The organism is Pinisolibacter sp., assembly GCF_036782435.1.
GTDB lineage: Bacteria > Pseudomonadota > Alphaproteobacteria > Rhizobiales > Ancalomicrobiaceae > CALBKH01.
Genome location: NZ_DAIPZB010000024.1, coordinates 1 through 18,395, shown reverse-complemented (window position 1 = coordinate 18,395; position 18,395 = coordinate 1). Strand labels below are relative to the sequence as shown.

Below are 18,395 nucleotides of genomic sequence, written 5' to 3'. Positions count from 1 at the left end.
GGGAGAGGGAATCGCATGGCGAACACACACGGTACGCCCCCCACGCCGCGCACGTCTCGTGCCGGGCTCGTCGGCTGGGTGATGTTCGATTGGGCGATGCAGCCGTTCTTCACCCTGGTGACGACCTTCGTCTTCGCGCCGTGGTTCGCCGCCCATCTCGCTCGCGATCCCGCCTCGGGTCAGGCGCAGTGGGGCTATGCCACCGCGACGGCGGGTCTGGTCATCGCGGTGCTGTCGCCGGTGCTCGGCTCGATCGCCGACGCGCTCGGCCGTCACAAGCCGTGGGTCGGGGCCTTCGGGGCGTTGATGATGGTGGGATCGTCGGCGCTGTGGCTGGCCACGCCCGGGCATCCGGCTTCGGTGGCGCTGGCGCTCGCCGGTTTCATCATCGGCACGATCGGGGCCGAATTCGCCACCGTCTTCAACAACGCGATGATGCCGCGACTGGTGCCGCCGTCGGAGCTCGGCCGGTTGTCGGGTACCGGCTGGGCGGTCGGCTATGCCGGCGGCCTCGTCAGTCTGGTGGTGGTGCTCGGCTTTCTCGCCGCCGAGACGGCGACGGGCCGGACGCTGTTCGGCCTGACGCCGCTGTTCGGGCTCGATCCGGCGGCGGGCGAGGGGGCGCGGGTGACCGGCCCCTTGTCGGCGCTGTGGTTCGTCGTCTTCGCCCTGCCGATGTTCCTCTTCACCCCCGACAGCAACCACGGCGGCAAGGCGGCGGAGACGATCGGCACGGGGATCGCGCGGCTCGCCGATACGGCGCGCGACCTGAAGGCGGTGCCGAGCCTCGGGCGCTTCCTCCTCGCCAACATGATCTACACCGACGGCCTCGTCGCCCTCTTCGCCTTCGGCGGCATCTACGCGGCGGGTGTCTTCGGCTGGTCGACGATCGAGCTCGGCCTCTTCGGCATCTTCCTCACCATCACCGGGACGATCGGCGCCTATACCGGCGGCCGGCTCGACGACCGCTTCGGCTCCAAGGTGGTAGTGCTCGGGGCGCTGATCGTGCTGTTCCTCACCCTGGTGCTCGTCGTCTCGATCGATCGCACCCACGTGTTCTTCGTGGTGCCGGTGGCGGCGGGGCAGGGTGGGCTCTACGCCGGTACGGCGGCCAAGGTCTATCTTCTTGCCGGCGGCATCCTCGGCCTCGCGGCCGGGCCGCTGCAGGCCGCCTCGCGCACCCAGCTCGCCCGCATGGCGCCGGCCGACGCGATCGCCCGGTTCTACGGCTTCTTCGCGCTTTCGGGGAAGGTGACGAGCTTCATGGGGCCGCTCGCGGTGGCCATGGTCACCGATTGGACCGAGAGCCAACGCGCCGGCGCGGCGGTGTTGGCGGTGTTCCTGGTGACGGGCTTCGTCCTGATGGCCGGGGTGAAGACGCCGCGGCGGTGAAGGCGTGGGATGGTGGACCGTAGGGGCGATGAGCCGAAGGCGAATTGTACCGGCGTCGTCCGAGGGGAACGTCGGCGCCGCCGACGAGCGCCGCTGGTGCAATTCGCTCACGCTCATTGCACGATTCGGATCACAAAAACGACGACGGGGGCCGCGTCGCCACGGCCCCCGCTGCGATCTCGTCCGATGATCCGCCTCAGTGGCGGAAGTGGCGCATGCCGGTGGTGACCATGGCGATGCCGGCCTTGTTCGCGGCGTCGATGACCTCCTGGTCGCGCATCGAGCCGCCCGGCTGGACGACGGCGGTGGCGCCCGCCTCGACCACGACCTCGAGGCCGTCGGCGAAGGGGAAGAAGGCATCGGACGCGGCGACCGAACCCTTGGTCAGCGGCTCGCTCTCACCCGCCGCGGCGGCCGCGTCGGCGGCCTTGCGATAGGCGATGCGGGCGGAATCGACGCGGCTCATCTGGCCGGCGCCGATGCCGACGGTGGCGAGATCCTTCACGTAGACGATGGCGTTCGACTTGACGTGCTTGCAGACGCGGAAGGCGAAGGCGAGGTCGGCCGCTTCCCGCTCGGAGGGGGCGCGGGCGGTGACGGTCTTCAGTTCGACGGCGTCGACGGTGCCCGAGTCGCGGCTCTGCACCAGCATGCCGCCGGCGACGGTCTTGGCGGTGAGGCCGGCGGCGGCGGGCTTCGGCAGGCCGCCGGCGAGAAGCAGGCGCAGGTTCTTCTTGGTGGCGACGATCGCTTTCGCCTCGTCGGTGGCGTCGGGGGCGATGATCACCTCGGTGAAGATCTTCACGATCTCGGTGGCGGCCTCGGCGTCGAGCGTCCGGTTGAAGGCGATGATGCCGCCGAAGGCGGAGACGGGATCGCAGCGCAGCGCCTTGGTGTAGGCCTCGGCGAGGCTTCCGCCTTCCGCCACGCCGCAGGGGTTGGCGTGCTTGATGATGGCGCAGGCGGCGGTGCGGGCCGGGTCGAACTCGGCGACGAGTTCGTAGGCCGCGTCGGTGTCGTTGATGTTGTTGTAGGAGAGCTGCTTGCCCTGCACCTGCACGGCGGTCGCCACTCCCGGGCGAACCTCGGCGGTCTTGTAGAAGGCGGCCGACTGGTGCGGGTTCTCGCCGTAGCGCATCGGCTCGACGAGGGTGCCGCCGAAGGCGCGGTACTTGGGGTTCACCTCGCCGATCTCGGCGGCCATCCAGTTGGAGATGGCGGCGTCGTAGGTGGCGGTGCGGCCGAAGGCCTCGAGGGCGAGAGCCTTGCGCAGCTCCAGCGTGGTCGACCCGTCGTTGGCGTCGAGCGCGGCGAGGACATCCGAGTAACGGGCCGGGTCGACGACGACGGCGACATAGGCGTGGTTCTTGGAGGCGGCGCGGATCATCGCCGGGCCGCCGATGTCGATGTTCTCGATGCCGGTCGCCCAATCTGCTCCGCGAGCGACCGTCGCCTCGAACGGGTAGAGGTTCACCACCAGCAGATCGATGCCCTCGATGTCGTGGGCCTTCATCGCCTCGACGTGTTCGGGGTCGTTGCGGACGGCGAGGAGGCCGCCGTGGACCTTCGGGTGCAGCGTCTTGACGCGGCCGTCCATGATCTCGGGGAAGCCGGTCACTTCCGAGACGTCCTTCACCGCGATGCCGGCTTCGGCGATCGACTTGCAGGTGCCGCCGGTCGACAGCAGCTCGACGCCGCGGGCGGCCAGCGCCCGGGCGAAGTCGATCAGCCCGGTCTTGTCGGAGACCGACAGGAGGGCGCGCTTCAGGGGAACGCGATCGGGCGGGGTGATGTTCTTGACGGTGATCGACATGGGTTCGGCTTCGCCTTCTTGCGAAATGGATCGAGAAATCGCGGAACGGATGGCGGCCGTTCGGCTCTTCGGTCTCGGGATCCGGGAGATTTCGGCGAGGGCGTTAGCACGAATCCGCCGCGGGGCAAACCCGACGGTGGACGGAGAGGGGGCGCGGGCGGTGCGGCGTCGCGTCACCGCCCCTTGGCGTGGGACCGCGCGGTGCGGGAGAAGCGCCAGCGGATCTCGCGCGGGCCGTCCTCGCCGCTCGCCAGGACGATCTGCGAGGTGCGGCGCAGGCCGTGGAGATCGGCGAGATGGACCGATTCCTCGACCTCCGGGGTGAGATCGTCGCAGGTGAACTCCCAGCCCTCGCCTGCATGTCCGATGAGCACGACGCCGTGGTCGCCGAGGCGGCCGACCTTGACCGAGGGGTGCAGGTGGAAACGGATGACGAAGGGAACGTCGTCGGTGCCGCCTTCGAAGGGGACGACGCGGTCGCGGCCGTCGAGGATGTCGCCGTTCGCCGAGAGCCTCAGCGTGCGTTCGTGGACGACGCCGTAGTCGGCGGCGTAGCCGTCGTGCGAGGCGGTGACGGCGACGGCGCCGTCGGCTTCCGCGCGATCGACCGGCACGTCGCTCGGACCGCCGATCAGGATCGGTCCGAGGAGATCGACGAAGGCGCCCTCGTCGCGGATGCGCGCCGAGGAATGGTCGTCGACCACCAGGGTCGAGTGGGCGGCGGTCGAGCGGGCGACGCGGCGCCAGTCCTTGACCGGTCGGAAGGGCGCGCCGCAGTTGACGACGAAGCGGGCGGCGGCGGACGAGAGTTCGAAGGCGAGGGTGCCGGCGTGGGCGGTGCGGGCGAACTCCGGCGGCGGCGGCGCGCCGGTGTCCATCACCACGACGGTCTTCTCCGCTTCGAGGCGCTGATAGCCGGAATGCGGGGCGTTGCCGTGGGGCCGGCCCTGGGCGTCGTCGTAGGCCAGCACGGTGGCGACGAGGTCGGTCGGCGTCGTCGTCGCGCCGTTGAAGAGGGCGAAGGCGCCGTCGCCGTGGCGGAAGAAGCGCAGCATCGGCATCATCCGATCGATCGCCCCCATCATCGCCGGCGAGACGGGATGGCCGCGCGCGGCCAGCGCCTGGCGGACGGGGAGGAGGTCGATCAGCACCTCGAGGATGGTCACCGGATTGCGGCCGACATGGCCGCCATCCGGCAGAATCTGGCGCTTCAGCTCGTCGTCGAGGCGGCGCGACGCGGTCTTGATGTGGCGGCGGAAACCGTCGACGGCGATGGCGGTGGCGAGCACGGCGATCGCCACCTTCAGCCGCGGCAGGCCGGTCGGTTCCTCGCCCCAGCGGACGCGCAGCCAACGGAATTGACGGGTCAGGCCGGCGAGGAAGCGGTGATAGGTGGTCCGGTCGGCTTCCGCCAGGATCATCGGCGACTGGGCGAGCCAAGCCATGGTGCGGCGCGCCACCACTTCCGGCTCCCAGGCGATGGGCGGATGATCGGCGATGCGCAGCCAGTCGTCGACGAGGATGCGGGCGTTGGAGCGGGCGGAGGCGGTGTCGGCGGCGCGCAGGTGGCGCAACCAGCCGAAGCCGTGCAGCACGCGCGCCCAATCCTCGCTCGGCGGCGCCATCTCGAAGGGCGAACGGCCGTTGCACTCGACGATCTGGCCGGAGAACACGAAGACGCCGGCATAGATGTCGGTCGCCACCGTCGGGTCGGCGGTGCGCAGGTCCTGCGGCGCGATGAGCAGGCGATCGGCGGCCGGTTCGACGAAGGCGCGGATGGAACGGGTGGCACGGACGAAGGGCGCACCGGCGCGGTCCGCGAGCGCGCGGCCGATCAGTTTCCACTCGAGGAGCCTATCGGCCATGCCCCGTGTCGTCATGCGCTCCCATCGTCTCCCCGCACCGCGACGGCGGTACGAGGGCGACCCTCGCCCATCCTCCAAGGCACCCCAACAGGGTTAACGCCCGGTTAAATTCCCGCTCGCATTTCAGAGTGTGAGCGATGTTCGGCGGCCACCGTTGCGCGAGCGTCGTCAGGTGCGACGACGCAGGCGGGCGGCGAAGAAGCCGTCGAGCCCGGCGAGGCGGGGCTCGGGATCGGGAAGCATGTCGGGCAGGGTGCGCAGGTCACCGTCCGCGGTGATCGCCGGCGCGAGCCCGCCGATCTCCTCCGCCGCGACGGGGGCACGCTCGTAGTCCGGGTGTTCGGCGAGGAAGCGGGCGATCTGCTCCTCGCCTTCGGCCGTCTGCAGCGAGCAGGTGCAGTAGACGAGGAGGCCGCCGGGCTTCACCCAGCCGGCCGCCCGGTCGAGCAGGCGATGTTGCAGCTCGGCGAGTTCCTCGACCTGGGCGCTCTTCTTCAGCCGGCCGACGTCCGGATTACGACGCAGGGTGCCGGTGGCGGAGCAGGGGGCGTCGAGGAGGACGGCATCGAAGGGTGCCTTCGGCGTCCACGTCTCGAGATCGGCGGCGATCGTCGCGACATCACTCAGGCGCAGGCGCGCGAGGTTCTGCTTCAGCCGATCGAGGCGGTGGGGCGAAAGATCGACGGCGGTGACCTTCGCCCCGGCCGCGGCGAGCTGCGCGGTCTTGCCGCCCGGGGCGGCGCAGAGGTCGGCGACCTCTTTTCCCGCGACGTCGCCGAGGAGGCGGGCGGGCAGCGCCGCGGCGGCGTCCTGCACCCACCATTCGCCGGCCTCGAACCCCTCCATCTCGGGCACCGCGCCGTGCGGCAGCAGGCGGACCGATCCGGTCGGCAGCACCCGGCCGCCGAGCCGTTCGGCCCAGCCGGCAGCGTCCGACTTGACGGTGAGGTCGAGCGCCGGTTCGACCATGTGAGCGGAAGCGAAGGCGCGGGTCTCGTCCTCTCCCCAGGTCTCGACCCAGTCGCGCCACAGCCACAGCGGCGTGACGAGACGGGTGGCGTCCTGGGTCTCGAGGATCTCGTCGCGGGAGCGGGCGACGGCACGCAGCACGCCGTTGACCATCGCCTTCCAGGGGCGTGTCTCGCGATCGCGATCGGCGAGCTCGGTCGCCAGCGACACGGCGGCGTGGTCGGGCACCTCCATGAACAGGAGTTGCGCCGCACCGACGCGCAGGATCTGGCGGACCCGCGTCGCCTTGCCCGGCAGCGGGCGCTTCATCTGGCGCTTCAGCGCGTCGTCGACGAGGCCGAGACGGCGGAGCGTCGTCGAGACGATGGCGCGCACCAGGGCGCGGTCGGCGGGCGAAAGCGCACGCCAGGCCGGCATCGAGGCGCGATGGTCGAGCACCTGATCGAGCGGTCGGCCGTCGTCGAGGACGTTGCCGAGGATATCGACGGCGAAGCGGCGGGTGGCGAGACCCGGCTCGTCGCGGCGTTCCTCGCGCACGGCCTTCTCGCCGGACGGAGCGTCCGGACGGGGGCCGCGTGGGCGAGCGGGGTCGGAGCGGCCGGGGCGCGGGGGGCGACCCCCTCTGCCGGATTCGTTCATGGGTATCCTCGACGTGCGATGCGAACCGGCGATGGTTCGACGGGCAAGCGCTTATCATGCTAGTGGAACGAATTCGACATTCGAATTCCGCTGCCGCACGGGTCGCGTTCGAATGTCGAATTCGAAAGTTCCACTAGAAACATAAGCTTGCTAGTGGTCCTCATGACTCCGACATTCGCACGACGAGGCTTCCACAGGGGATGCGAATGTCGGAGTCGGACCACTAGAAGCCGGCGCGGGAGACGAACTCGCCCGATCACCCGCGATCCGACCGGGACGACCCATGACCGCCGACGAAACACCCGCCGAGACACCCGCCGAACCGGACGCCGCCGAGGCGGCTGCGGCCGAGCCGCCGCGTCGCCGTTTCGAGGACCTGCCGCCGGCGGCTCAGCGCGCGCTGCTCGAGGCCGAGGAGCGGCGCAAGGCGGCGGATGCGGCGGCGAAGCCCGTCCCGAAGGAGATCGCCGGCCGCGACGGCCCAGAACCGGTGCGCTACGGCGACTGGGAGAAGAAGGGCATCGCCTCGGATTTCTGAGAGCGTCGTTCTCGACCCGTAGGGAGGAAAGAGCGAAGCGAATTCCACCGCCACGCCAGGAGATCACGGCGGCCCCGACCACGACGGCCCGGAGGCGGTTCAGTGAGGGGCGCGCACGTCCCAACCCGACGGCCGCCGGTGCAATTCGCTCGCGCTCTTTGCACCCCACCGTGCCCCAAGGCGGGCCTCGATCAGCCGAACAGCCGCTTGTTCAACGCCGTGAAGAAGTCCGGCGGGGTGAGGCCGCGGCGGCGGTGGGCGGCGATGAGGGTGTTGGCGAGCAGCGTCGCCACCGTCATCAGGCCGACGCCGCCGGGAACCGGCGTGATGGCGCCGGCGACCTTCACGGCCGAATCGAAGTCGACGTCGCCGACGAGGCGGGTCTTGCCCTCGCCCTTCTCCGGCGCCGGGATGCGGTTGATGCCGACGTCGATCACCGTCGCGCCGGGCTTCACCCAGTCGCCCGGGATCATCAGCGGCCGGCCGACGGCGGCCACCAACACGTCGGCGCGGCGGCAGACCTCGGCGAGATCGCGGGTGCGGGAATGGGCGATGGTGACGGTGCAGTTCGCCATCACGAGGAGCTGGGCCATCGGCCGGCCGACCAGCTCGGAGCGGCCGACGACGACGGCTTCCAGGCCGGAGAGCGGGCGGCCGACCCAGTCGAGCATCATCATCGAGCCGTAGGGCGTGCACGGCACCAGGCCGGGGCGACCGGCAGCGAGGCGGCCGGCGTTGACCTCGGTGAGGCCGTCGACGTCCTTGGCCGGATCGATCGCCGAGATCACCCGCCCGGTGTCGATGTGCTTGGGCAGCGGCAGCTGGACGAGGATGCCGTCGACGGCGTCGTCGGCGTTGAGCTTGGCGATCAGCGTCAGCAGCTCGGCCTCCGGCGTCGCAGCGTCGAGGCGATACTCGAAGGAGCGCATGCCGACTTCGACGGTCTGCTTGGTCTTGGAGGCGACGTAGACGCGGCTCGCCGGATCTTCGCCGACCAACACCACCGCGAGGCCGGGGGCGGTACCGTGGGCGGCGGTGAAGCGGGCGACGTCGGCCGTCACCTCCTGGCGCAGGGCTTCGGATCTGGCTTTGCCGTCGATGATGCGTGCCGTCATGGGATCACCTCCTCGTCCGAGAAACCCGCCGACGGCTGCGTAGCATCACTTCGCCGCCGCCGCCAGTGTCGCGAGGCGCTTCGCCAGGGCGGATCCGTCACCCTCGATCTTCAGCGTCTTCACCCGCGCGGTGTGGCCCGAAACGAGTTCGACCTTGGACTTCGCGACGTCGAGGACATCGGCGAGGAGGCGGGTGAGGGCGGCGTTGGCGGCGCCCTCGGAGGGGGCGGCACGGACGTGGACGATCAGCACCTCGGCTCCGTCGGCGAGGCGCTCCAGGCGACCGACGGCGTCGCGAGACGCCTTGGGCGTCAGGCGGACCCGCAGGCGCAGACCGTCGGCTTCGACGCGAACGGCTTCGGAAGGGCCGGCCGGCACGCTCACCAGCGGGCGAGCATGTGTAGGTACTGGCGGATGATGAAGATCGCCAGGAAAACGACGATCGGCGACAGATCCAGACCGCCGAGATTGGGCATGAAGCGGCGAATGGGCGCGAGTACCGGTTCGGTCAGGCGATAGAGCACGTCGCCGATGGTCGACACCGCCTGATTGCGGGTGTTGACCACGCCGAAGGCATGGAGCCAGGAGAAGACGATCATGGCGATCAGCACCCAACCGTAGAGGTCGAGGACGAGATCGACGGCCATGAGGATCGGAGAGGCCAGGGACATGGGTTCTTCCGCTCGAGGGATGGTCTGCCTCCCATGTAGACACGGCCCGACGAAATGCCAAGAGCGGGGCCGTATTCGCCGTCGGGGATGGTTTCCGGGCGCCGCCGAAACGTCCTCGGAGGTCCGCGGCGGAGCGGAAAAGCGGGATGGAAATCCGCAGGTCGAGACGGCCCGGCGTCGTCGGATCGGATGCTGTCGCCTCCCGCCGGTGCCGGCGCGGGTGCTGCAGAGAATTGGCGCGGCGGTGGTCGCGAGCGGGCTCGCGAGCGCGCTTGACAGAGGGGGGAGGCCTCCCCTAAATGGCGCCCATCCGACGCGGGGCTCCCATCCCCGCCTCGTTCGGTCGGGGCTGTAGCTCAGATGGGAGAGCGCTGCAATCGCACTGCAGAGGTCAGGGGTTCGATTCCCCTCAGCTCCACCAATTCCCTGAGAGAAAACCGCGGATTTCCGCGGTTTTTTATTGTCCGCCTTTTGACGACCCATCATCCCACCCATCATCGCGACGTGGTTCACGGTGGATCGCGGCGGACGAAGGCGGATGATAGGTGCTGCGAAGACGTCGTGCTGATTGGGCGACAGGTCGATCGCGTGTGATGTCACTAAAGCCGCCGCAAACGGTTGCCGCGTTTTTCTGCCTCCGAATATTGTCGCCCTCACGCGCGCGTAGTTGTCGCGGAATTCCTCGCACGCTCGGCGAGGGGCCTCCGCCCTTCGCTTTGGAGTTCCTCTAGCCCCTGCCCACCGTGCCAAGCCGGCTTGTGTGATTTTCGATTCCTCGCGCGCGCGAAATTGTCCTGAAATCCTCTTTGCCGGTCATATTCACTTCCTGTGCCGGGGCGTCGGTCGGGTAGGTGCCCAGTCACACAATCCGGATCACCTGCCAACCTAAAGATTGAGGGCCGACTCGACGCGAACCATGAGGTGTGATTGGATCAGGCGCCCATAAGGGAGACGGCCATGAAATGGATTTTTGCGACAGCGGTGGCGTTCGCGCTCGGTGGCTGTTCAATGACATTGCCGGTTACCGGTCAGTCAGATGCAGGTGATGAAATATTCACCGGCTCTGCAACGGGGGAATTAGATGGAGCGGGCACACTCACCATTCGAAGCGATAGAGGGAAAGTCTGCTCAGGAACGTTTGTCTACGTCACGCGTCGCAATGGCGAAGGAACATTCAACTGCACGAATGGGCAGAGTGGATCTTTCTCTTTTGTCTCGACGGGCACCAGAGGTACCGGTCGCGGCTCGATAGGTGGCAAGCCTTTCACTTTTACCTTCGGATAAGCGGTACGGGTGATGACGCACAAGCCCCATAGGAACCGACGAAAAATCGGCCTTGGTGTAGGGCTGATGTTGCTGATTGGTAGTGCAAATTCAGCAAAGGCCGGCTTTTTAGACGAGTCAGAGTGCAAGAATGGAGCTTTTATATCCAATTCTGGACTAAGCGGTGCGATTTCGGATGTCGATAGGCGTGTTGTTGCGTGTTTCAACTATCAGAATACGATTCTAAAGAGCGTTTATGAAGAGTTTTCATCAGATATTGCAATATTGAAATCTCGAATCAATTTGATAGAAATTGAAAATAAGCGGCTAAAGGCGGAAATTGAAGCGCTAAAGTCGAAGTGACACACGCGGCAGACGTCGTGAACTGATGCCGGCGAGTGCGGGGATCTAATGGCTTCTTATCGCAGAACAGTTCCCCATTTCGCAATGAGCGCCGCCTCGGCTCGTCCGTGGTCCTTCTTCCGGGCGAAGAGGTGAGCTTGTCGCGGCCATAGCTCGATCGCTCTGCGCCGGGCGTCCTCCTTCGCCGCAGAGAGGTGGTGGAACCGCTTCCAGGTTCCGGGCGGTACGTATGTCGTCGGGATCGCCAACGCCCCCAGGACACCCGCCAGGACGCCCACAGCGCGGCCGAAGGCGAAGGTCGAGGCGACACCCTGTTTCGGCATCGCTCCCACTTGTTCGGCCACCGCTGATGCCGGGGCGAACTCTTCGATCAGGCGAGCGAGAAGGTTCGCGTCGATCCGAGCGGCCTTGCCTTCACCCATCATCGGCAGGTCGAAGACGGCGACGAGATCGCCCGAAGGCGTGACCACCGCCCCGGCACCGGATAGGCCGGGGTCAAACCCGACGATGGGACGCACGGGACAAGAGGGCGGGACATCCGAGACACACCCCTTTAGGGGTGTCTCGCGTGTCCCGTCTGTCCCGCCCCCAGCGGAGACCGAGACATTCGGGACATTTGTCCCGGTTGTCCGGTTTGTCCCGGCGAAATGTTCAGGGGTCACGGTGTCGACCTCCACAGGTAGCCGACCGTTCCGACGTCGGCGGAGAGAACGAGCTTGCTGCTGCTCGCAGCGCTGAGGGCTCGGGTGAAAGCCTTCCGTCTCGAGGCGAGTTCGTCGGCAGCGTGCGAGCGGATGAATTCGTCGCGAACCATCTCGACCCGGACGGCGCGAACCGAACCGCTGTAGCCGGGGGGCTGCATGTCCTCGCCGAAGTCGACCAAGGCGTTTTCGAAGGCGGTGACGAACAGGCGCTGAGAAGCGGGAACCGGCATCTTCCGGGCCGACTTGCCGCCGTCGCCATAGGTCGGTTCGGTCACGTTGGTGACGATGCAAGTCGTGATCGGCTCGCCTTCGTCGTCCTGCCCGATCTCGACGACGTCGAGGCCGAAGGTCCACGTCGCGTTGTCGGCCCCGTCTTTCGACTTCGCGAGCCGAACCGTACGCACGCCGTTCTCGACTGAGATCGACCATTCGATGTCCGCCGCGCCGTGTAGGGCGGAACTTCCCCGCATCCCCGCTTCGGCGTTCTTGCCCGCGTGATGCACCGCGAGCACCAGGCACCGCAGTTCCCGTGAGATCCGGTCGGCGTTCGCGATGAACACCCCCATTTCCTTCGCCGAGTTCTCGTCGATGCCGGTGGTGGCGCGGGCGACGGTGTCGAGCACGACGACGCCGGGGCTCCAGCCGGCCGGGAAGGTGTGAGATCTGATCGCCGAGACGAGGGCGTCGGTGTCACCGCTCGCCGTGCCGAGGTTAGGGGTCGCAGCGATCATAGAGAACGGTGCGCCCCAGGCGTCGAGGCGATCCCGAGCAGCGACGGCGCGACGCCGGAAGCCTTCGGCCCCCTCGGCTGCGACAAAGACGACGCCCGTCTGTTCGACTCTCTGCCCCGCCCACCGCTTACCGAGGGCGATGTGAAGCGCGGCGTCGAGGGCGACAAAGGATTTCCCCGAGCCCGGCGGACCGTAGATCACGCCGAGACCGGATCGGGGGAGGAGGCCCCGCACCAGGTCCGTCGAGCCGCGGGCGAAGTCGATCTCGTCGAGTGGGATCGGCCGAAATTTTTCGGCAGGAGACTGGGGCGATCGGAGGGGTTCACCGCGCATCGGCAAGCCTCCCCTGGATCGAGGCGAGGGCCGCGTCGCGGGCGATCCGGTCGTGGACTCGGTCTTCCGCCTCGATCATCGCGAGCATGGCGTCCCGCCCCGCTGCTACGGCTCGAAAGGCCGAAGCCTGCGTCCGACCGCATGCGCAGAGCGTATTGACCATCCCGATCGAGAGATCATCCCACGCCATCTCGACGGCATCGATGAGGCTGTCTTCCGCTCGGCGGATGTGGGGAGAGTGGCGAACGATCATGAACGCACCTCCCCGAAGACTAGGAGGGCGAGCGCTGCCGCCGTGTCTGGCATGAGCGCCAACGCATGACCGAGCTTGGCGGCTTGGAACCGCGCGAGGGCGGTGGTATCCTTGAAATCGTTCAGGCTGCCCGCGTGAACTGTTTCCAGAGCCCCGCCGCGATGCCAGCCGCGCGCGGGGTTCTTCGTCGAGAGGGTCATTCGAAAACCTCCTCGGTTTGAAGATTGTCGATGGGGATGTCGGCCGGCTCGTAGCGCTCGGGAAGCGCGAGGAGAGCCGACCACGCGATGGGGTCGCAGTCGCCCGCCTTGGCGTGCGTGACTCCCATGAGGGCTTCGCGGGTGCGGAAGTAGCTGTCACCGGTCCAACGCGGCGCAGCACCGGTCCAGCCCTTACGGCGTTGCAGAATCCATTGGATGTCGTCGCGACACCGGCTGACGCGCCAGCGAGTGTTGAGCTTGGCGACGACCGCCCCATAGGCATCGTCGGTTTCGTTCGCTGAGGATCGAGCAAGGTGGGAGATCATGCCGCACCTCGCTCGTTGCGGAGGTCGACGACGCGAGCGCCGCAGGACCGCCAGACTGCGAGGGTGTGGTCGATGGTTCCTTCATCGCCCGAGCGCCAGACGATCGCGGCGCCGTGGCGGTGGGAGAGTGTAAGGGCGTCGATCGGAAGGCCGGTCGCAGTGCGAAGGCGCTCTACGTGGATCGTGTGAGCGCCGCCACCGAGGGAAAGTCGGATAGCGTCGCCCATCAAACCGCCTCCGAGATGAGGCGTTCGAGTTCAGCGTGGGGGATAAGTGTTCGTCCGGCGATCTTGATCGCCTTCAGCTTCCCCTCGCCGATCAGCTTATAAAGTGTGCTTCGACCGAGCCCTACTTGACCGCAGGCGTCATTGATACGATGCGCCAAAGGGCAGATCTGGTCTTTGGGAAGTTTCGGAGCCATGGGCTTACCTCGTTGTTCGAGTCAGCCCATTCTTGTCTGTGTCCGTATCGCCAGCTTGTGGAAAAAATTATCGGGACTTCGCAGACTTTTCCCCACTTGCAATGTCTCTGCCTTCCTTCGCCCGTGCCTTGTTGTCCGCCTTCACGATTTGCGAAACGGCATAGGCAAATGTTTCGAGAGACGGGCTGTGTTGACGGAGATGACTTGGGACAAAATTTTCCGATAAAATGTAGCAGATTTTATCTAGATTGCCGATACGAACAGTATTCCGTCCGCTCGATCCATTCGGTAATTTGTATTTTTGTAGGATTGATCTTATGGAAAGAACCCAATTTTCCCAAGCCTCTCCCGGCTTGGCGCCATACTCGCTCGGATTGGCCTCAAGATTATTGATAGTTCTTTTAATTTCAAATTCTATTAAATGAAATTGCTCTGTAGAAAATTGAACCCCTTTCAAGGACAATCGATTGCTAAGTATTTCCGCAGCAATACGATAGGCTCCTTTGTATTCATCCACAAGCAGCTGCGTTAGCCTACTTGCCTCATTGTTTATTTCACGTTCTTTTGCAAATACTTTATATTCGTCACAGGTCAGTACGCAACCAGTGTCATCTCTTAATGTTCTACCTTCTTTGATTTTGTCGTTTAATTCAATTTCTACACGCTTATCTGCATCGTTATTCCATTTTTTGTCATTGACGACTTTTTTGTAGAAGGACGGTCTCTTGCTTCTAAATATTGACCGAGATACTTTTTCTGTATTGTTAAACGCCTTGATTGAATCAAGCATGCTTCTGAGTACTTTGCGAATATATTCGCCTTCCCCAACTGATTCACTCTCCCCGTCGCGTTTAGTTGGCATTCGTGGGATGACTTCGACATGCCGCCTTCCAACATACTTGCATGTCGCAGATGCGAGGTCTTTCCTTACATCGTCCCGAAGTATGTGACCGTAGGTTTCTTCAACATTATTCCACTTGGCATCGCGGATATCGATTTTATGCCCGATAGGAGCTTCTAGGCGAAATCGCGTTCTAGTCATGGATCACTCCGCAGCGACCAACGCAACCACCGCTCGCCGCCCGAGGGCGCGGGCGTAGCGCTCCACGGTCTCCCACGTTGGCTTGACCTTGCCGCCTTCCATGCGCGCCACCGCCGCCTGTGAGGTTCCCATGCGGCGCGCCACCTCCACCTGAGTGAGGCCGGCTTCCCGACGCGCCTCGGAAAGCGCGAAGGCGAGTTCCATGTCGGGGCCGATGCGCTCGTATTCGGCGACGAAGGCGGGGTCCGTCTTCCATTCGTCGGAGAGCTTGGAGAAGGGAACGGTGTCGGTCATGGCTGCAATTCCTTCGCTCGTTCCAAGGCCCGATCGATGTACCGGCGCGGCGTCTTCTGCGTCCTCTTCTCGAACGCCAGCAGGATCACCACCCGCCGGCCGGTCGCGGTCACGTAGAGCGCCCGCCCTTCGATCCGCCGCCCCGAGGGTCGCACCTCCCAGAGCTTGCCTTCGAGGTGTTTCACGAAGGGCTCGCCCAACCGTTCGAGGCCGACGTGCTCGACCCGCTCGACGATCCTCGCCAGCGACGCACGAAGTTCGACCGGCCATTCGGCGAGTTCGGCTCGCGCTTCAATCGTCACCTCAATCGTCCAACGATCCATATATCACACTCGGCATATTGGTTGAAGGCTTTTCGGACGACGCCGGACGTGGATGGACGTTCGCGAGCGGTTTCGGAGGGAAAGGCGGCGGTCACGAAACCACCGCCGATCAGGTCACGCCGCCGACAGCTTCAGCAAGCCATAGCGACGGTCCCTTCGTCGTTGTGGTGAGGCCGGGAACGGTGACGCAACCACCGCCCCGGCCGCTATCGCCCGGTCACGCGACCGGGGATTTCGGTTTGAGCTTGAGGGTGACGACGTTCGCCGCCTTGGGCTCGACAAAGCCTTCCCAAGCTTCCATGAGCTTACGCCGCTTTTCCAGCGCATCGCCGCGCCGGTAAGCCTGCTCGACCGCGTTGCCGACGATATGAGCGAGCGCCGACTCGGCGACTTCACGCGGGAAGGGCGTGCACTCGCCGCACCAGTCGCGGAAGCTCGATCGGAAGCCGTGGGGGACGAAGCCCGTCTCGCCCATGCGCTCCAGCAGTTGTTTGAACGCCATATTGGAGAGAGGGCGCCCGGCACGACCACCGGGGAAGACGTAGGAGGCGGGATCGGCGGTGGTCCGCAGCTTGACCGCCTCGTCGAGGATCGCCAGCGCACGAGCCGTCAGCGGCACACGGTGCGGCTTCCGCGCCTTCATTCTCTCGGCGGGGATGGTCCAGAGCTTGGCGGTGGTGTCGATCTCACCCCACGTCGCACCGAACACCTCACCGGCACGCCCGGCCGTGAGGATCAGGAATTCGAGGGCGCGCGCCGCGACGGCTTCCCGCTCACGCAACCGACCGACGAAGCCAGGGACGTCTTCGAAGTGCAGCGCCGGCATGTGGCCGCGCGCCATGAGCTTCTGACGGCGAGGGAGGAGGTTCGCGAGGTGCCCACGCCAACGGGCGGGGTTCTCGCCCGAGCGGAGCCCCTTCGCCTTGGCTGCGTCCAGCACCTTTTCGATGCGACCGCGAAGCCGTGAGGCGGTTTCCTGCTTCGCCTGCCAGACAGGCTTGAGCACCGCGAGGACGTCGGCGGTGTCGATCTCAGAGACCAGCTTCGACCGGATCGGGCCGCAATAGGCGTCGCCGAGCGTCTGTTCCCACTGGTAGACATGCTTGTCGTTCGAGAAGCCGGCCTTGAGCGTTTCGACCAGTTCATCGGCGAAGGTGCCGAAGGTCGGGATGGTGGGACGTTCGGCCTTGCGCGCGTCGACGGGGTCGATGCCGTCGCGGAGTGATCGTTTCGCCGCATCCACCGCGTCGCGGGCGTCCTTCAGGCTCACGTCGGCCGTCGAGCCGAGCCCCATGTCGCGCCGCTTGCCGGCGACCTGATAGCGGAAGATCCAGGCCCGGGCCGATCCCTTGATCTGGAGATAGAGCCCTTCGCCACAGGCGTGGAGACCATCGGCCTTGATCGCCTTCACCTGCCGATCGTTGAGCTTCGCGACCACCTTCGGCATGTCCGCCACCCATCATCCGACCCATCATCAATTCGCGCATTATAGCGGATGGTTGCGAACGACGATAGACATTCAACCGGCAAAATCGGCAGAAAACAGCCAGTTAATTGGACGCCAAAACTCAATGGTGAACGTTAGTTTGGTGGTCCTTGGCTCCACCAATTCTCTCCCGAAAAGCCGCGGATTTCCGCGGATTTTGTTTTCTGGGGCTGATTTCTCCCGCTACTCGAGTTCGGTCGTGGGTGGATGACCGTGGGCGTATGTGAAGCGCTTCGAGCCCTCGCGGCTCGGCGAACATCGGCAGACGCTTCGAAGTCTTCATCGGCCCTGCTCCTTCCCGCCTCGGGAAATGCGGCCGAAAACTCCAACTCCGAATGCTCCGGTTTTCAAGGATCGGAGCAGGACCGAACCTTCTGCAAAATTCGGGGATTGCAATAAAATTGAGCGCCCCCCGAATCTTTCGGCGGGCGCTCATTCCGGCGGAACTTCGAATATCGGGATTTTTTTCAATCTGGGCGGATCGCGGCAACGACCGGACCAACCGGGTCTTCAGAAGCGGTATGCGATACCACTATAGATGACGGTCGGATCGAGACGAACCTTGGCCGTCACCGGCGTCGGACCGAGGTTGCCCGACGCGTCCACGGACAGGAACAGTTGTTTCACGTCCACGAAGGCCGCCCAGTTGCGATCGATGGCGAAGTCGAAGCCTGCCTGGAGAACGAAAGCGGGTGCGCCTTTGACCGAGAGATTGGAGACGGAGCCGTCTTTGGAATCGAAAATGAAGCCGTAGCCGCCGCCGAGACCGGCGTAGGGCTGGAAGGCGCCGAAGTCGCGGAAGTGGTAGGTCGCGGTCAACGTCGCCGGACCATAGGTCACCTTGCCGGCCGTACCCAGAGCGGACGCCGTACCGCGACCGCCGAGGCTTGCGGTCGGCGGAATCCCCAAGCCGACTTCGACCGCGATGTCGTGTGTCACGAAGTAGCCGATGCCGAATAGCGCAGCAAAATTGTTGGACGCTCGGGCAGATGCGCCCGGCACCTGGCCAGCCGGCGTGTAGAGTTTCGCGCTCGAATTGAAGAAGACACCGCCGGGACCGATTTTGAAGAACCATTTCGGCTCTTCCGGCTTGGCCGGTGCGCCGAGATCGGCAGCGCTCACGCCGGTACCCGCGATCGTCACCAGGGCGGTCGCGCACGCCAACGCGTGGAGCATGGATTTCACACAGGTCTTCATATCGTCCCCCCTTTGGATCGAATTCTCTCTGAAGACGCCATCCACTTTTCCCGAAGGACCCGATGTGGCTTCAGAGTAGCATCTGGCTTTTCCGATATTATGGAGGACTGTCGGATGCTATGAAAGGCGATCGCGAAATATATGATATCACCGGATGAAATAGTTCTTCCTTTCGCATGAGTTCAGAGGCCGCCGAACTTCGATGGCTCGACAGCGAGACGCGCGCGTTGGGTCGACGTCTGAACGTGAGGATGGATATCAGGGCGATCTGTTCTCTTTCTTTCTACCGCTTGGACATGTTTTTCCAGAAAATGATCGTGATATGGACCACGGCTCGTTCGTGTCCTCGGTGCTTTCTGCCGGAAGCAGGTTCTACAGCGGCCGGCGAGACTACTTCACCGGTCACTTGCCGATCTTCGCCAGTTCGGCGGCCATTTCCGGGAGTGCGGTGAAGATG

General features: G+C 65.3%; 22 protein-coding genes and 1 tRNA gene. 6 read left to right on the top strand and 17 right to left on the bottom strand.

Annotated elements, in window-relative coordinates; all coding sequences use genetic code 11:
• Positions 1 to 15 precede the first annotated feature (15 nt).
• A complete protein-coding gene (locus V7Q42_RS11835; protein WP_333824279.1) occupies positions 16 to 1,392 on the top strand; it encodes an MFS transporter in 1,377 nt (458 codons plus the stop codon).
• A gap of 196 nt (positions 1,393 to 1,588) precedes the next feature.
• On the opposite strand, the gene purH is transcribed toward V7Q42_RS11835, so the two are convergent.
• From purH to V7Q42_RS11820, 3 genes are all read right to left on the bottom strand, one after another.
• Positions 1,589 to 3,205, bottom strand: coding sequence for a bifunctional phosphoribosylaminoimidazolecarboxamide formyltransferase/IMP cyclohydrolase (purH, locus tag V7Q42_RS11830; RefSeq protein ID WP_333824278.1), 1,617 nt, complete (start codon positions 3,203 to 3,205; stop codon positions 1,589 to 1,591).
• Positions 3,206 to 3,378: 173 nt separating this feature from the next.
• Entirely contained in the window at positions 3,379 to 5,070 is a 1,692-nt protein-coding gene (locus V7Q42_RS11825) for a heparinase II/III family protein (RefSeq protein ID WP_333824277.1), read from the bottom strand.
• 168 nt (positions 5,071 to 5,238) lie between these two features.
• Complete coding sequence (locus tag V7Q42_RS11820) at positions 5,239 to 6,576, bottom strand: RsmB/NOP family class I SAM-dependent RNA methyltransferase (protein ID WP_333824276.1); 1,338 nt, start codon at positions 6,574 to 6,576, stop codon at positions 5,239 to 5,241.
• Positions 6,577 to 6,961: 385 nt separating this feature from the next.
• Between V7Q42_RS11820 and V7Q42_RS11815 the strand changes: the two genes are divergently transcribed.
• On the top strand, positions 6,962 to 7,216 hold the full coding sequence (locus V7Q42_RS11815) for a DUF1674 domain-containing protein (protein WP_333824275.1): 255 nt from the start codon (positions 6,962 to 6,964) through the stop codon (positions 7,214 to 7,216).
• A gap of 191 nt (positions 7,217 to 7,407) precedes the next feature.
• Here V7Q42_RS11815 and folD read toward each other — a convergent pair whose 3' ends face one another.
• The 3 genes from folD to V7Q42_RS11800 are packed head-to-tail and all read right to left on the bottom strand — an operon-like array spanning position 7,408 to position 9,002.
• On the bottom strand, positions 7,408 to 8,331 hold the full coding sequence (gene folD, locus V7Q42_RS11810; RefSeq protein WP_333824274.1) for a bifunctional methylenetetrahydrofolate dehydrogenase/methenyltetrahydrofolate cyclohydrolase FolD: 924 nt from the start codon (positions 8,329 to 8,331) through the stop codon (positions 7,408 to 7,410).
• 45 nt (positions 8,332 to 8,376) lie between these two features.
• Positions 8,377 to 8,709 carry a DUF167 family protein gene (locus V7Q42_RS11805; RefSeq protein WP_442958192.1) on the bottom strand — a complete coding sequence of 111 codons (333 nt, stop codon included), beginning with the start codon at positions 8,707 to 8,709 and terminating at the stop codon, positions 8,377 to 8,379.
• 2 nt (positions 8,710 to 8,711) lie between these two features.
• Entirely contained in the window at positions 8,712 to 9,002 is a 291-nt protein-coding gene (locus V7Q42_RS11800; RefSeq protein WP_333824272.1) for a YggT family protein, read from the bottom strand.
• Positions 9,003 to 9,347: 345 nt separating this feature from the next.
• On the opposite strand from V7Q42_RS11800, the gene V7Q42_RS11795 reads away from it, so the two are divergent.
• Both V7Q42_RS11795 and V7Q42_RS11790 read left to right on the top strand, forming a co-directional pair.
• A tRNA-Ala gene (locus tag V7Q42_RS11795) sits at positions 9,348 to 9,423 on the top strand.
• 875 nt (positions 9,424 to 10,298) lie between these two features.
• Positions 10,299 to 10,628, top strand: coding sequence for a hypothetical protein (locus V7Q42_RS11790; RefSeq protein WP_333824271.1), 330 nt, complete (start codon positions 10,299 to 10,301; stop codon positions 10,626 to 10,628).
• 56 nt (positions 10,629 to 10,684) lie between these two features.
• Here V7Q42_RS11790 and V7Q42_RS11785 read toward each other — a convergent pair whose 3' ends face one another.
• From V7Q42_RS11785 to V7Q42_RS11740, 10 genes are all read right to left on the bottom strand, one after another.
• Complete coding sequence (locus V7Q42_RS11785) at positions 10,685 to 11,146, bottom strand: hypothetical protein (RefSeq protein WP_333824270.1); 462 nt, start codon at positions 11,144 to 11,146, stop codon at positions 10,685 to 10,687.
• 140 nt (positions 11,147 to 11,286) lie between these two features.
• Positions 11,287 to 12,396 (bottom strand): AAA family ATPase, encoded by a 1,110-nt coding sequence (locus tag V7Q42_RS11780; RefSeq protein WP_333824327.1) that lies wholly within the window; start codon positions 12,394 to 12,396, stop codon positions 11,287 to 11,289.
• Positions 12,386 to 12,649, bottom strand: coding sequence for a hypothetical protein (locus tag V7Q42_RS11775; protein ID WP_333824269.1), 264 nt, complete (start codon positions 12,647 to 12,649; stop codon positions 12,386 to 12,388). The genes V7Q42_RS11780 and V7Q42_RS11775 overlap by 11 nt, the downstream gene beginning before the upstream one ends.
• Positions 12,646 to 12,849, bottom strand: a complete 204-nt coding sequence (locus V7Q42_RS11770) for a hypothetical protein (protein WP_333824268.1) — start codon at positions 12,847 to 12,849, stop codon at positions 12,646 to 12,648. Before V7Q42_RS11770 ends, V7Q42_RS11775 begins: the two co-directional genes overlap by 4 nt.
• Positions 12,846 to 13,175, bottom strand: coding sequence for a hypothetical protein (locus V7Q42_RS11765; protein WP_333824267.1), 330 nt, complete (start codon positions 13,173 to 13,175; stop codon positions 12,846 to 12,848). Before V7Q42_RS11765 ends, V7Q42_RS11770 begins: the two co-directional genes overlap by 4 nt.
• A gap of 226 nt (positions 13,176 to 13,401) precedes the next feature.
• Positions 13,402 to 13,596: a helix-turn-helix domain-containing protein gene (locus V7Q42_RS11760; protein WP_333824266.1), complete on the bottom strand. Its 195-nt coding sequence runs from the start codon at positions 13,594 to 13,596 to the stop codon at positions 13,402 to 13,404.
• A gap of 67 nt (positions 13,597 to 13,663) precedes the next feature.
• Entirely contained in the window at positions 13,664 to 14,638 is a 975-nt protein-coding gene (locus V7Q42_RS11755; RefSeq protein ID WP_333824265.1) for a hypothetical protein, read from the bottom strand.
• A 3-nt stretch (positions 14,639 to 14,641) separates the two neighbouring features.
• Entirely contained in the window at positions 14,642 to 14,932 is a 291-nt protein-coding gene (locus tag V7Q42_RS11750; protein ID WP_333824264.1) for a helix-turn-helix domain-containing protein, read from the bottom strand.
• The gene (locus tag V7Q42_RS11745; protein ID WP_333824263.1) at positions 14,929 to 15,255 is read right to left on the bottom strand and encodes a type II toxin-antitoxin system RelE/ParE family toxin; all 327 of its coding nucleotides are present in this window, start codon (positions 15,253 to 15,255) and stop codon (positions 14,929 to 14,931) included. Before V7Q42_RS11745 ends, V7Q42_RS11750 begins: the two co-directional genes overlap by 4 nt.
• Positions 15,256 to 15,472: 217 nt before the next feature.
• Entirely contained in the window at positions 15,473 to 16,702 is a 1,230-nt protein-coding gene (locus V7Q42_RS11740) for a tyrosine-type recombinase/integrase (RefSeq protein WP_333824262.1), read from the bottom strand.
• Between V7Q42_RS11740 and V7Q42_RS11735 the strand changes: the two genes are divergently transcribed.
• A complete protein-coding gene (locus V7Q42_RS11735) occupies positions 16,653 to 16,952 on the top strand; it encodes a hypothetical protein (RefSeq protein ID WP_333824328.1) in 300 nt (99 codons plus the stop codon). The two genes, V7Q42_RS11740 and V7Q42_RS11735, sit on opposite strands and share 50 nt — an antisense overlap.
• A 299-nt stretch (positions 16,953 to 17,251) precedes the next feature.
• Here the strand turns inward: V7Q42_RS11735 and V7Q42_RS11730 are convergent, their stop codons facing one another.
• On the bottom strand, positions 17,252 to 17,938 hold the full coding sequence (locus tag V7Q42_RS11730) for an OmpW/AlkL family protein (RefSeq protein WP_333824261.1): 687 nt from the start codon (positions 17,936 to 17,938) through the stop codon (positions 17,252 to 17,254).
• Between the two features lie 202 nt (positions 17,939 to 18,140).
• Here V7Q42_RS11730 and V7Q42_RS11725 point away from each other — a divergent pair.
• Positions 18,141 to 18,395 (top strand): hypothetical protein (locus V7Q42_RS11725; protein WP_333824260.1); only part of this gene is annotated, 255 nt, incomplete at its 3' end.